The 12,537-nt window shown below is 68.4% G+C and carries 12 protein-coding genes; 5 read left to right on the top strand and 7 right to left on the bottom strand.

Features of this window, described 5'->3' with window-relative positions; translation table 11 throughout:
* The 3 genes from rpmI to pyk all read right to left on the bottom strand — a co-directional run.
* Positions 1-190: 50S ribosomal protein L35 (rpmI, locus tag ACK41U_RS10235; protein WP_409679319.1), on the bottom strand; the 190-nt coding region annotated here is incomplete at its 3' end.
* Between the two features lie 110 nt (positions 191-300).
* On the bottom strand, positions 301-522 hold the full coding sequence (locus ACK41U_RS10230; RefSeq protein WP_409679316.1) for a hypothetical protein: 222 nt from the start codon (positions 520-522) through the stop codon (positions 301-303).
* A 33-nt stretch (positions 523-555) separates the two neighbouring features.
* The gene (gene pyk, locus ACK41U_RS10225; RefSeq protein ID WP_409679314.1) at positions 556-2,001 is read right to left on the bottom strand and encodes a pyruvate kinase; all 1,446 of its coding nucleotides are present in this window, start codon (positions 1,999-2,001) and stop codon (positions 556-558) included.
* 115 nt (positions 2,002-2,116) lie between these two features.
* Here pyk and ACK41U_RS10220 point away from each other — a divergent pair, with 115 nt between their 5' ends.
* Positions 2,117-2,857, top strand: coding sequence for an N-formylglutamate amidohydrolase (locus ACK41U_RS10220; protein WP_409679311.1), 741 nt, complete (start codon positions 2,117-2,119; stop codon positions 2,855-2,857).
* A 169-nt stretch (positions 2,858-3,026) separates the two neighbouring features.
* Here ACK41U_RS10220 and ACK41U_RS10215 read toward each other — a convergent pair whose 3' ends face one another.
* The 3 genes from ACK41U_RS10215 to ACK41U_RS10205 all read right to left on the bottom strand — a co-directional run bounded on the left by ACK41U_RS10215 (position 3,027) and on the right by ACK41U_RS10205 (position 5,769).
* Positions 3,027-3,887 (bottom strand): D-amino-acid transaminase, encoded by an 861-nt coding sequence (locus tag ACK41U_RS10215; protein ID WP_409679308.1) that lies wholly within the window; start codon positions 3,885-3,887, stop codon positions 3,027-3,029.
* Between the two features lie 86 nt (positions 3,888-3,973).
* Positions 3,974-4,852 (bottom strand): TIGR02186 family protein, encoded by an 879-nt coding sequence (locus ACK41U_RS10210; RefSeq protein ID WP_409679305.1) that lies wholly within the window; start codon positions 4,850-4,852, stop codon positions 3,974-3,976.
* Complete coding sequence (locus tag ACK41U_RS10205; RefSeq protein WP_409679302.1) at positions 4,852-5,769, bottom strand: sulfite exporter TauE/SafE family protein; 918 nt, start codon at positions 5,767-5,769, stop codon at positions 4,852-4,854. Before ACK41U_RS10205 ends, ACK41U_RS10210 begins: the two co-directional genes overlap by 1 nt.
* 172 nt (positions 5,770-5,941) lie before the next feature.
* Between ACK41U_RS10205 and surE the strand changes: the two genes are divergently transcribed.
* The 4 genes from surE to ACK41U_RS10185 all read left to right on the top strand — a co-directional run bounded on the left by surE (position 5,942) and on the right by ACK41U_RS10185 (position 11,613).
* The gene (surE, locus tag ACK41U_RS10200; protein WP_409679299.1) at positions 5,942-6,769 is read left to right on the top strand and encodes a 5'/3'-nucleotidase SurE; all 828 of its coding nucleotides are present in this window, start codon (positions 5,942-5,944) and stop codon (positions 6,767-6,769) included.
* A 5-nt stretch (positions 6,770-6,774) separates the two neighbouring features.
* Complete coding sequence (locus ACK41U_RS10195; protein WP_409679296.1) at positions 6,775-7,500, top strand: protein-L-isoaspartate(D-aspartate) O-methyltransferase; 726 nt, start codon at positions 6,775-6,777, stop codon at positions 7,498-7,500.
* Positions 7,501-7,538: 38 nt separating this feature from the next.
* The gene (locus ACK41U_RS10190) at positions 7,539-8,696 is read left to right on the top strand and encodes a LysM peptidoglycan-binding domain-containing protein (RefSeq protein WP_409679294.1); all 1,158 of its coding nucleotides are present in this window, start codon (positions 7,539-7,541) and stop codon (positions 8,694-8,696) included.
* 91 nt (positions 8,697-8,787) lie between these two features.
* Positions 8,788-11,613, top strand: coding sequence for an AMP-binding protein (locus ACK41U_RS10185; RefSeq protein ID WP_409679291.1), 2,826 nt, complete (start codon positions 8,788-8,790; stop codon positions 11,611-11,613).
* Here ACK41U_RS10185 and ACK41U_RS10180 read toward each other — a convergent pair.
* On the bottom strand, positions 11,591-12,364 hold the full coding sequence (locus ACK41U_RS10180; RefSeq protein ID WP_409679289.1) for an SDR family NAD(P)-dependent oxidoreductase: 774 nt from the start codon (positions 12,362-12,364) through the stop codon (positions 11,591-11,593). The genes ACK41U_RS10185 and ACK41U_RS10180 overlap by 23 nt on opposite strands.
* Positions 12,365-12,537 lie beyond the last annotated feature (173 nt).

Below are 12,537 nucleotides of genomic sequence, written 5' to 3'. Positions count from 1 at the left end.
AGGGCATGTATTTCTTGACGATCTTGGCATCCGCATCCGACAGGATGGTGGTGCCGCGCGCGTCGCGAATGAACTTGGTCGAGCGCTTGATCATGCCGTGGCGTTTGCCGGCCTGACCTGCCTTGACCTTGCCCGAGGCTGTCATCGAGAACCGCTTTTTGGCAGCGGATTTGGTCTTCATCTTCGGCATTTTCATCTCCTTCATCAGAGTGAACGTGCGGCTCGGCAATGCCATATCGGCCGGCCGCACGGGAACGGAAGCGCGCTTTTATGCGCGCCCCCGCGAAATGACAAGAGGGTTCAGCCCGGAATCTGTCCGATCAGGCGCTGAACCGCATCGCTCATGCCGTCGGTGCTGAACGGCTGCGGCTGCATGGCAAAGGACCAGAACAGCAGCAGGATGCCCGCAACAAAAGCCAGCGCCGCCGCACGCGGGGGCCGGGTCTGCAACAGCTGCACCACCGCCAGAATGACGGACAAAAGGCACAGCCCCAGCCCCGCCAGCAACAAAAGATCGGACATGCCACCTATCCCCGAATGATCCGCCAGACCCGCTTATTCCGGGTCGCTGGCAAAGATCAAGCGCTCGTCGCAGGGCGCGATCCGCAGAATGTTGGTCGAGCCCGCAACGTTGAACGGCACGCCCGCCATCACCACCACCTTGCGCGATTCGTCGGCAAAGCCGAAATGGCGCGCCGCACGGGTGGCGTTCACGACCGCCTCCTTGAAGCGGCTGAGGCGCGGCGTTGCCACGGCATGCACGCCCCAGGTCAGACAGATCCGGCGCAGCACGCCATCCTCGGGCGACAGCGCCAGAATCGGCACGCGCGGACGTTCGCGCGCGATCAGGCTGACGGTCTGGCCCGATTGCGTGAACACACAGATCGCGGCCACATCGGTCGTCTCGGCAATCTCGCGCGCCGCCGTCACGATGGCGTCGGGCACCGACGAAAGGCTGGCCTTGCGCGCCGCCTCGATGATCGAGCGATAGTTCGGATCCGCCTCGACCGAGCGGGCGACGTTATCCATCGTCCGCACAGCCTCGATCGGAAAGCTGCCGGCGGCGCTTTCGGCCGACAGCATGACCGCATCCGCGCCCTCATAGATGGCGTTGGCCACATCGCTGACCTCGGCGCGCGTCGGCATCGGGCTGTCGATCATGCTTTCCAGCATCTGGGTGGCCACGATCACCGGCTTGGCGGCGCTGCGGCACAGGCGGACCAGACGCTTCTGGATCGGCGGCACCGAATGGACCGGCAGTTCCACGCCCAGATCGCCGCGCGCCACCATGATCCCGTCCGAGACCTTGAGGATCTCGTCAAAGGCCCGCACGGCGGCAGGCTTCTCGATCTTGGACAGCACGGCGGCACGGCCACGGGCCAGGGCCTTGGCCTCTTCGACATCCTCGGCGCGCTGCACGAAGGACAGGGCCAGCCAGTCCGCGCCCAGTTCGCAGGCGAATTCCAGATCGGCGCGGTCCTTCTCGGACAAGGCGGCCAGCGGCAGCACCACATCGGGGACGTTCACGCCCTTGCGGTCGCTGATCGCGCCAGCAACGGTCACGGTGCAATCGGCGAAATCAGGCCCGCAGGCATCGACCTTCAGGCGGATCTTGCCGTCATTGACCAGCAACTCGCTGCCCACCACGAGGGCCGCGAAAATCTCGGGATGCGGCAGCTGGACGCGCGTGCCGTCACCGGGCGCATCATTGAGGTCAAAGCGAAAACCGGCGCCCACCTCCAGATCGTGCGGGCCATTGGCAAACGGGCCGACGCGCAGCTTGGGTCCCTGAAGGTCGGCAAGCACGGCAATGGGGCGGCCGGTCTCGGCTTCGATCTCGCGGATCACGTTATAGCGTTCGCGGTGGTCGTCATGGCTGCCATGGCTCATGTTCAGACGGAACACGTCGGCCCCGGCCTCGAACAGCGCCCGGATCATCTCTTTTTCGGACGATGCCGGGCCAAGCGTTGCCACGATCTTTACATTGCGATGTCGTCTCATAATCCCGCCCCTCTCAAGTTTAGCGCTATCTATGCCGCAAATGCTGCGCGGCGGCAACTGGCGTCTGGATCGCATCTGTCGTAAGCAAGCCTGCAACATGAATGATGACCGGGCCATGACGGAACGCGCTTTCTGGATCGAGGGCGAGGATCGCCCCTCGCGATGGCTGATCACCTGCGATCATGCGACAAACCGCGTCCCCGACTGGGTCGGCGGCGGCGATCTGGGCATCGCGCCTGCGGACATGGCGCGCCACATTGCCTATGATGTGGGCGCGGCGGGGCTGGCCTCGGCCCTTGCCGCCCGGATGCAGGCCCCGGCGGTCTTTTCCGACTTCTCGCGGCTGGTGATCGACCCGAACCGGGGCGAGGACGACCCGACACTGCTGATGCGCCTCTATGACGGCACCGTCATCCCGACGAACCGCGACGCTGACACGGCCGAGCGCGCCCGCCGCCTCGACCGGCTGCACCGCCCCTATCACGCCGCCCTGTCGCGGCTGGCCGACCGCCACCCCGCCCGCTGCATCTGCGCCATCCACAGTTTCACGCCACAGCTGCGCGGACGCCCGCCCCGGCCGTGGCAGGTGGGCATCCTCTATTCGCATCGCGACGCACGGCTTGGCCCCGCGATGGTCGCGGCCTGCCGGGACGAGGGCTGGATCACCGGCGAGAACCAGCCCTATGACGGGCATCTTGAGGGCGATTCCATCGACCGCCACGCGCTGGCCCATGACCGCCCGAACCTGCTGATCGAGGTCCGAAACGACCTGATCGCCACCGCCGAAGGCCAGCAGGCCTGGGCTGCCCGGCTGTCCGGGGTGATCGCGCGCGTTCTGACGAAGGCACAGTGCTGAGCCGAGGCCGCGCAAGGGGGCCAGCCCCCCATCGCGTTCCGCGATTCCCCCCGGGATATTTCAACCAAGGCAAATGAAATGAGGGCACCCGCTCCGCATTTTGCCTTGGTTCAAATATCCCGCGGGGGGTCCGGGGGGCGCGAAGCCCCCCGGCTGCCGCGGGACGCAATCAGATGCCGGTCTTGCGGCTTTCCTCCAGATAGATCTCGCGCAGGCGCACCGCCACAGGGCCGACCGTGCCGCCACCGACAGGCGCGCCGTCGATCCGGACCACCGGCATCACGAAGGCCGATGCCGAGGTGACAAAGGCCTCGTCGGCCTCTTGCGCCTCGGCGATGGTGAAGGCGCGTTCCTCGACCTTCATCTGCGCCTCGCGGGCAAAGCGTAAGACGGCCGCGCGGGTGATGCCGTGCAGGATGTCATGGCTCAGCTCGCGGGTGATGATCGTGTTGCCCTTGACGATATAGGCGTTGTTCGAGGTGCCCTCGGTCACGCGGCCATCTTCGACCATCCAAGCATCATCGGCGCCGCGCGCACGCGCCTCCATCTTGGCCATCGAAGGATAGAGCAGTTGCACCGTCTTGATGTCGCGCCGCCCCCAGCGCAGGTCCTCCACGCTGACCACCGACCAGCCCGTTTTCGCGGCGGGCGCGTCGGCAAGGCCGGGTTTGGACTGGGTGAACATCACCACCGTCGGCTGTGTGTCCTCTGGCGGATAGGCGAAATCGCGGTCGCCCGGGTTGCCGCGCGTCACCTGCAGATAGACCAGCCCGTCGGTGATGCCATTGCGCGCCAGCAGTTCGCGATGGGCGCCGAGGTAGTCGTCATCCGACAGCGGGTTGGCGATCGCCAGCTCGGACAGCGATCGCTTGAGCCGCAGCATATGGCCCTGAAAGTCGATCAGCCTGCCCCCCAGCACGCTGACCACCTCATAGACGCCATCGGCCATCAGGAACCCGCGATCAAAGACCGAGACGCGCGCCTCGGTTTCCGGCAGGTAATCGCCGTTCACATAAACTGTCCGCGCCATCATCAATCCCCCTGTCATCCCCTGTGCCATAACGCCCCGGTCCTGCGAGCAAAACCCGCGCGCGTCAAGGACCCTTGCGCGCGCCCTCAGGCACGGCGCAGCTTGCGGAAGGCGGCCGAGGCGCCCCAGCCCGCGATCACCGCCACCGCCAGCGACATCAGCCCGTAGAGCAGCGGCTGATCGAAGGCCAGCCGGTAGAGCCAGCGTTCCAGCCCGACTTTGCGCACCTCGATGGGCGCGCGGTAGACGTCGATCACCTGCCCCTCGCGCAGCAGGAAGATGCGGGTCTTGTATTCGCCCTCGACCAGCGTGGCGGGCATCAGGATGTCGGCGCGGAACAGCGTGTCCTCGACCAGCACCACGCTGCCCTCGTCCAGCCGGAACCGGCCCTCTTCTTCGCGCAGCCGCACCAGCGCCTGCGCGAAGGGCAGGGTGTCCTCGACCTCGATCTCGCCCTCGAAGGCCCGCAGCGCCTGCGGCAGCGAAATGCGATAGCGGCTGTCCCAGCCCGGATCGAGGATCTCGTCCAGCGGCCCGGTGGACGAGACCGCGTAATAGCTGGGCGCCGCGCCGATATCGACCCGGTCGGTGTTGATCCAGATCCCCGCCCGGCGCGCCTTGCGCCAGACGGTCAGGGGCTGCGAGGGCGCCTCGACCGTGACGATGACATCCAGCGGCGTGTCGGGAATCGCGGTTTCGCGGCGGATGGCGCCATAGATCAGGATCTCGGACCCGTCAAAGCTGGCGGTGATGGCCACGGAATCGCTGGACAGCCCGGCCACGACCTGCTCGGGCGGCTGGCCCTGATTTTCGGGGATGGCCACGCGCGGGCGCCCCGGATCGGGATAGAGCGGATGCGCATCGCCCGCCCCCGCCCGCGGCGGCAGGTCCGGGCCGGTGCCCTGCGCGCCCGCCGTCAGTGGCGGCAGCAGCAGCAGGGCAAGGGTCAGGGCCATCTGCCGCATCAGCGCACCCTCACGGCGATCGAGTACAGATCCTCGGGGCGCAGGAACAGATCCAGCGCCAGCTTGGCGCAGACCGCCAGCACCAGCAGCGCCAGCAGGATACGCAGCTGCTCGGCCCGCAGCTTTGCGCCAAGCGTGGTGCCGATCTGCGCGCCCACCACGCCGCCGATGATCAGCAGCACCGCCAGCATCACGTCGACGGTGTTGTAGCTGACCGCGTGCATCAGCGTGGTGAAGGCGGTGACGAAGGTGATCTGGAACAGCGAGGTGCCGACCACGACCTTGGTGGGCATGCCCAGCAGATAGATCATCGCGGGCACCATGATGAAACCGCCGCCCACGCCCATGATCGCGGCCAGCACCCCCACCGCCAGCCCGACCAGCAGCGGCGGGATGATGCTGATATAAAGGCCCGAGGACCGGAACTTGGCCTTCAGCGGCAGGCGATGCACCCACATATGCTGATGCAGCCTGCGGCGCGGCGCTGTCGGGTTGCGGGCGCGGCGGATGGCGCGGATGCTCTCCTGCAGCATCATCCCGCCGATCAGGCCCAGAAACACCACATAGCACAGCTGCACGACCAGCTCGACCTGACCCAGCCTTTGCAGCACGTTGAAGACCAGCACCCCCAGCGCCGATCCGACCATGCCCCCCGCCAGCAGCACGCCGCCCATGCGGAAATCGACCGTGCGCCGCTTCATATGCGCCAGCACGCCCGACACGGACGAGGCGACGACCTGATTGGCGCCGGTGGCCACGGCAATCGCCGGGGGAATGCCGATGAAGAACAGCAGCGGCGTGATCAGAAAGCCGCCGCCGACGCCGAACAGCCCGCTCATGACGCCGACAAGCCCGCCAAGCCCGATCAACGTGAAGGCGTTCACCGAAACCTCGGCGATGGGAAGATAGATCTGCATGCTGCCGCGCCGGTTGCCCCGGGCCAAGGATGCCTCGTTGCCCTCCTGAGGTCAAACCGCTTTCGCCCCTGCCGCAACGGGTTGAAGCAGGCGCGGGCGGCGGCTAATCAGGACTGGTCACGATGGCGTGCGCGCATGGCGCGGGCCGCGGGCCAGCAGGGGGAACCACGGGATGCGCATCCTCATCACCAATGACGACGGCATCAACGCGCCGGGGCTGGAGGTGCTGCACCAGATCGCCACCCAGCTTGCCGGGCCGCGCGGCGAGGTCTGGACCGTCGCCCCCGCCTTTGAACAATCGGGCGTCGCCCATTGCATCAGCTATTCCCACCCCACCATGGTCGCCCGCCTGTCCGAGCGTCGCTATGCCGCCGAGGGCAGCCCCGCCGATTGCGTGCTGGCCGCCGTGGGCGACCTGATGTCCGACGCGCTGCCCGATCTGGTGCTGTCGGGCGTCAATCGCGGCAACAATTCGGGCGAGAACGCGATGTATTCCGGCACCATCGGCGGCGCGATGGAGGCGGCGCTGCAGGGCCTGCCCGCCATCGCCCTGTCGCAATATCTGGGCGCCGGAACCGCCGATCTGGCCGACCCGTTCGAGGGCGCCCGCGCGCATGGCGCCACCGTCATCCGGCAGCTGCTGGATCACGGCGACTGGACCTCGGATGCCGATTTCCGGCTGTTCTACAACGTGAACTTCCCGCCCCTGCCCGCCGCCCGCGTGCGCGGCATCCGCGTGGCGCCGCAGGGCAAACGGCATGGCAGCAGCTTTGGCGTGGTGCCTTATGTGGCGCCCAACGGGCGGCGCTTCATGTGGATCGCGGGCGGCTCGCAGCAGGCCAATGCGCAGCCGGGCAGCGATGTGGCGGTGAACCTTGACGGCTATGTCTCGGTCACGCCGATGCGCGCGGATCTGACCTGCCACGCCTCGTTGCAGGGACTGGCCGCCGCGCTGGACGACAAGCCGTTACAGCTGGCCTGCGCCAGCGCAGAGGACTGAACGGGATGGAGCAGGACGGGCCAGAGGACGACCCCCAGGACGATCCCCAAGACGATCCCCGCGACGATCCCCGCAACGGGCCCCACCCCGAGGACAGTCTGGCCGAGCGCAAGATGCGCTTTCTGTTCCAGCTGCGCTCGCGCGGGGTGACCGATCCCCGCGTGCTGGACGCGATGGAGCGGATCGACCGGGGCCTGTTCGTGCGCGGTCAGTTCGCCGACCGCGCCTATGAGGACACGCCGCTGCCCATTCCCTGCGGCCAGACGATCAGCCAGCCCTCGGTCGTGGGGCTGATGACGCAGGCTCTGGCGCCCGGCCCCCGCGACACCGTGCTGGAGATCGGCACCGGCTCGGGCTATCAGGCCTCGGTCCTGTCGGGCCTGTGCCGCCGGGTCTATACCGTCGACCGCCACCGCAGGCTGGTCCACGAGGCCGAGGCGATCTTTCGCACGCTGGGGCTGTACAACATCACCGCACAGGTGGCCGACGGCTCGCGCGGGCTGCCCGATCAGGCGCCGTTCGACCGCATTCTTGTGACCGCCGCCGCCGAAGATCCGCCCGGACCGCTGTTGGCACAGCTCAAGATCGGCGGTATCATGGTCGTTCCGGTCGGCCAGTCGGACGCGGTTCAGACCCTGATCCGCGTCACAAGGTCCGACACCGGGTTCGATTACGACGAATTGCGGCAAGTAAGATTCGTTCCGCTGGTCGAGGGGTTGGGCCAGACATGACCCCCGCCCGGCACATGGCAGGCTGAGGGCAGTATATAATGAGCAGAGTTTTCACGCAGTTCGCTGCGACAGGCGCCGCGCTGGCCATGCTGGCCTCGTGCGGGCCGAACGGCGCGTTCGACCCGGATCTGCGCGGCTGGATGCCGGGCGGGCTGGCGACCGACAGCGCCGCCGCCAGCGCCCCCCCACGCCCCCAGCCTGACGCGCGCGGCATCATCAGCTTTGCCAACGGACAGGTCGTCGTCGCGCAGGCGGGGGACACGCCCACCACCATCGCCGCGCGCCTCGGGCTTGGCGCCGATGAGCTGGCCCGCCACAACGCCCTGCCCGCCGACACCCAGCTGGGCGCGGGCACGGTTCTGGTGCTGCCCCGCCCGGTCAGCGGCGCGGCAGGCGCGCCTGCCGCAGGCAGCACAGCAGCCGTCACCGACCCGTTTGCAAACGCGCCCGCCACAGGCGCGGCGCGGGCGGCCTCCCCGGCGGCCACCCCTGCCCCGGCAGCGGCCCCCGCAGCCGCCGCAGCCGCCACCCCGCGCGAACATGTCGTCGCCGCCGGCGAAACCGCATGGTCGGTGGCGCGCCGCTATGGCATCTCGGTGCAGGATCTGGCCTCGTGGAACGGCCTGCCCGCCGATATGAACCTGCGCGTGGGCCAGCGCCTGCTGATCCCCCAGCCCGGCCAGCGCCGCGAGGCCGCAGCCACCACCACCACCGCCCCCGGACAGGGCAGCGCGACCCCGCGCCCGCCCTCGGCCGCCCAGCCCCTGCCCGCCGAGACGACCGCCCCGGCCTCAGCCCCCGGCCCGGCGGCGCCCACCACCGATCTGGGCGCCACGCGCACGGCGGCCAGCGGCAGCCGGTTCCGGATGCCGGTCGCAGGCTCGATCATCCGCGTCTATGAAAAGGGCCGCAATGACGGCATCGACATTGCCGCCCCCGCAGGCACGCAGGTCAACGCCGCCGGAACCGGCACCGTGGCCGCGATCACCCGCGACACCTCGGGCTCGCCCATCGTGGTGGTGCGCCATGACGGCGACCTGATGACCGTCTATGCCGGGCTGGACGATGTGGCCGTCGCGCGCGGCGACAGCCTGTCGGGCGGGCAGAGCCTTGGCACCGCAGGCAGCGGCGGCTTTGTGCATTTCGAGGTGCGGCGCGGCTTTGAAAGCCTCGACCCCGAGGGCTTTCTGAACTGACAAAAGGCAGCGACCGGCGCCGGTGGTGGACAAGTCCCGGCGACCCTCCTATGGGGGCCTCAGACGCGACGTTTCAGAGAGCTTTTGCGACATGCCCAGCCCGGTCACGACGACAGCATCCATGGGCCAGACCGTGCCCGCCGAACTGGTCCGCGCCCTTGCCGCGCATCACGACCGGCCCGCGCTGACCGACCGCGACCACCGCCTGAGCTACGCCGATCTGGCCCGCTTCGTGCTGGTGTTCCAAAGCCAGCTGACCGATGACGGCCCCGTCGCCCTCTTTGGCATGCCGGGCACGCTGCTTGCGGCGGCGGCGTCGGCCTGCGTCATCAGCGGGCGCCCCTTCGTGCATCTGGACCCGGCCATGCCGCAGGCGGTGCTGACCAATATCCTGGCCGAGCTGGGCGTCGGCACCATCGTCACCTGCCAGAACCCCAAGCCGGGGCAGCTGCCCGGCCATTGCCGCATCCTCACGGCCCAAAGCTGCCTCGACCGCGACCCGCCCGCAGGCGCGGAACTGCGCGCCGCCGACATCGCCCCCACCGACAGCATCTATCTGGTCGCCACCTCCGGCACCACGGGCCGCCCCAAATGCATCCCAGTCACCCATGACGCGGCGTTCCTGTCCTATCGCTGGCGCGACGCCTACACGCCCTATGCCCCCGGCATGAAGGTCGGCATCTACATCTTTGCCATCTGGGAGATGTTCCGCCCCCTGCGCCACGGCGCCGAGCTGGTCTTTCCCGGCCTGAACGACCTGATGTCGCCGCAGGCGCTGGTCACCTTCCTGTCCTCGCGCGGCATTGACGAGATGCTGTTCACGCCGTCCTTCTTCGAAAAGACCCTCGGCGCGATCGACCCCGCCACCGGCGCCGCCCTGCCGCTGCGCCGCGTGGTGCTGAACGGCGAGGTGGTCCGCGACAGCCTCGTGGCCGAGGCCCGCAACCGCCTGCCGCAGACCGAGCTGTGGAACCTCTACAGCATCTGCGAGACCCATGACATCAGCATCACCCGCCTGACCGGCGCCCCGGATCCCGCGCAGGGCGGCTCGGTCGGCACCGCCATGCCCCATCTGCGCGCCGTGGTGCTGGACGAGGCCGACCGGCCCTGCCCGCCCGGCCAGCCCGGCCTGCTGCATTTCGAGGGGCCGCGCATGCTGGGGCCGGGCTATATCAACCGCCCCGAGGAAACCGCGCAACGCTTCCGCAGGCTGGTCATCGACGGGCAGGACCAGCGGCTCTATGACACCGGCGATCAGGGCTATGTGACGGCGGACGGCCATATCCATGTGCTGGGCCGGGTCGCACATATGCTGAAATTGCGCGGCCACAGCATCCAGACCCGCGAACTGACCGAGACGCTTGGCGCGCGGCTGGGCTTTGCGCAGGCGATCCCATGGGTGCAGCAGATCGAGGGTCAGGGGCAGGTGCTGGTCTTCTACTACACCGCCGATGCCGCGCAACTGGCGCAGAACGCGGACCGGTGGGGGATCAGCGCAGGCTGGCAGCGCATGCCGCAGCCGCTGGCCGAGGCCTTGGGGCAGGGCCTGCCGCGCTATTGCGTGCCGGCATGGCTGGTGCATCTGGACGAGATCCCGATCCATCCGGTCTCCGGCAAATGCGACTTCAAGGCGCTGCCGACAGCCCCCGCACAGCCCACCCCCGACACCCAGACCGACGCGCTGCCGGTGACGCAATTCGCCGCGCGGATTCTGGGCTGCCCGGTCAGCAGCATCGACCCGGCGCTGTCCTTTCACGATCAGGGCGGCGATTCGCTGATGTGCGTCGATCTGCTGCTGTCGCTGGAACGCGCCTATGCGCAGCGGGTGGATTTCGACTGGGCGCTGAACCTGCCCCTGCTGCGCCTGCACGCCTTGCTGACCGAAACCGCCACCCCCGCGCCGCAGCCGGGCGCGTTTGAGCGCAAGGGCATCCTGCTGACCGGCGCCACCGGCTTTCTGGGCGGACATGTGCTGGCCTGCGCCGCCCGCGAACTGCCCGCCGATCAGGTGATCTATTGCCTCGTGCGCCCGCGCAACAACGACCCGGTCACCCGGCTGGCCAACCGCGCCCGCGCGCTTGGCGTCCCCGAAGACCGCTTTGTCGCCGTGACAGGCTCGGTCGAGGATGCGCGTTTCGGGCTGGACCCGGACAGCTACGCGCAACTGGCGGACAAGGTCTCGGGCGTGATCCATTGCGCTGCGATGGTGAACCTCGCGCTGGACCGCACCCTGATGGAGGCATGGTCGCTGGCGGGCATCTCGACCGTCCTGCAGTTCTGCCGCGATGCAGGCGCGTCGCTGGCGTTCTCCAGCTCGACCTCGGCCTTTCCCGACACGGGCGGCCCCTTCCCCGAAGGCCCGACGACGCCCTTTGACGGCATCTCGGGCTATGGCGCGGCCAAGATCGCCGCCGAACAGGCCATCGCCGCCTCGGGCATCGCGGCCAGTATCGTGCGGTTGCCCTCGCTCTATGATCTGGACGCGCCCAACCCCAAGGATATTTACGAGACGATCCTGTCGGCCTGCCAGCGCGCGGGCCAGACACCGCGCGGGATGTGCTTTCACATGACCGATGTGCGGGCGGCGGCGCAGGTCCTTGTGCGCCAGCTCCGGCCCGACGGCCTGCGCTATTGCAACCTGATCGCCGATGACATGGTGCGCGCGCCCGTCGATACCGGACTGCCCATTGCGGCATGGCTGGCCACCGCCCCCCTGACCGAGGCCGAGCGCCGGCTGCTGGCCGAGAACCCGACCATCCTGCGCGCGGATGCCCGCTTTGAAAACGCATCCGCGAAACGGATCTGGGATCAGCCTGGGCAGGGGCCGTTCGCGGCTATATCAGATGTAAAGGCCCTGCTGGCCCACCGCTTCCGGCAGGCCCCGCAGGCCGAAGCTACCACAGCGATCCGGCGTTGACCTGATAATCGGCCATGGTCACGGCGCGGGCTGCATCGCTGGCAAGATAGGCCGCAAGCCCCGCAATCTCATCGGGCTGGACCAGCTTGCCCTGCGGGTTCGAGGCTTCATAGGTCGCCCGCACCTCGGCCAGCGACTTGCCCGATTGCGCCATGTCGTTGGCGATGAACTGCTGCAGCATTTCCGTCTCGACCCATGTCGGGCTGATGCTGTTGCAGGTGACCCCATGAGCCGCGCCTTCCAGAGCGACGCAGCGCCCCAGCCCCAGCAGCCCCGCCTTTGAGGCGCAGTAGGCCGCGTTCCCGGCCATGCCCTGATGCGCCGCGACCGAGGCCATATTGATGATCCGCCCCCCTTTCTGCGCCAGCATCAGCGGCATGACGGCCCGGATCATCTTGAACGTGCCGGTCAGGTTGGTGTCGATCGTGTCATCCCACAGCCCGTCGGAATGGCCGTCCACCGCCGCCTCTTCATAGATCCCCGCCGCGTTCACCAGCACATCGACCCGCCCGTGGCGTTCGACGACGGCAGTCACGAAGGCGGCGACGCTGCCCGTATCCCGCACGTCCAGCGCGCCGACCGTGACCGGGGCACCAAAGGCCGCGCGCAGGTCGCGTTCAAAGCCGGGGTCGTCGCCGCGCCGGGCGCCCACATGAACCGTCATTCCGTCCGCCACGAACCGGCGCGCGATGGCGCGGCCGATCCCGGACAGCCCGCCGGTGACAATCGCGATCTTCGGGGTCTTGGTCATGGTCTCCACCTGCTTGGTCGGGCCTGCGGTCTCAAGGCCACGCGCGCACCGCATGACAGGCAGCGCACGAAAGGCACCGCAGCACCGCATGTCCGGCCCTTATGCCGAGGCCCGCCCCGGTCCTGCAACCCGAAATCCCAAGGTCCGCGCCCTGTGTACACCCTGTGCACCTG

It is taken from the genome of Paracoccus sp. (in: a-proteobacteria) (genome assembly GCF_046289755.1).
Classification (GTDB): Bacteria; Pseudomonadota; Alphaproteobacteria; order Rhodobacterales; family Rhodobacteraceae; genus Paracoccus.
Note: the sequence above shows the minus strand (reverse complement) of the source record. Positions and strands in the feature narration are given on the sequence as shown.

Coding starts and splice junctions, on each gene's coding strand:
- ACK41U_RS10195 (WP_409679296.1), top strand. CDS start 6,775: ATGGAGCAGGACGGGCCAGAGGACGACCCCCAGGACGATCCCCAAGAC.
- pyk (WP_409679314.1), bottom strand. CDS start 2,001: ATGAGACGACATCGCAATGTAAAGATCGTGGCAACGCTTGGCCCGGCA.
- ACK41U_RS10210 (WP_409679305.1), bottom strand. CDS start 4,852: ATGCGGCAGATGGCCCTGACCCTTGCCCTGCTGCTGCTGCCGCCACTG.
- ACK41U_RS10230 (WP_409679316.1), bottom strand. CDS start 522: ATGTCCGATCTTTTGTTGCTGGCGGGGCTGGGGCTGTGCCTTTTGTCC.
- ACK41U_RS10185 (WP_409679291.1), top strand. CDS start 8,788: ATGCCCAGCCCGGTCACGACGACAGCATCCATGGGCCAGACCGTGCCC.
- ACK41U_RS10220 (WP_409679311.1), top strand. CDS start 2,117: ATGACGGAACGCGCTTTCTGGATCGAGGGCGAGGATCGCCCCTCGCGA.
- ACK41U_RS10190 (WP_409679294.1), top strand. CDS start 7,539: ATGAGCAGAGTTTTCACGCAGTTCGCTGCGACAGGCGCCGCGCTGGCC.
- ACK41U_RS10215 (WP_409679308.1), bottom strand. CDS start 3,887: ATGGCGCGGACAGTTTATGTGAACGGCGATTACCTGCCGGAAACCGAG.
- ACK41U_RS10180 (WP_409679289.1), bottom strand. CDS start 12,364: ATGACCAAGACCCCGAAGATCGCGATTGTCACCGGCGGGCTGTCCGGG.
- surE (WP_409679299.1), top strand. CDS start 5,942: ATGCGCATCCTCATCACCAATGACGACGGCATCAACGCGCCGGGGCTG.
- ACK41U_RS10205 (WP_409679302.1), bottom strand. CDS start 5,769: ATGCAGATCTATCTTCCCATCGCCGAGGTTTCGGTGAACGCCTTCACG.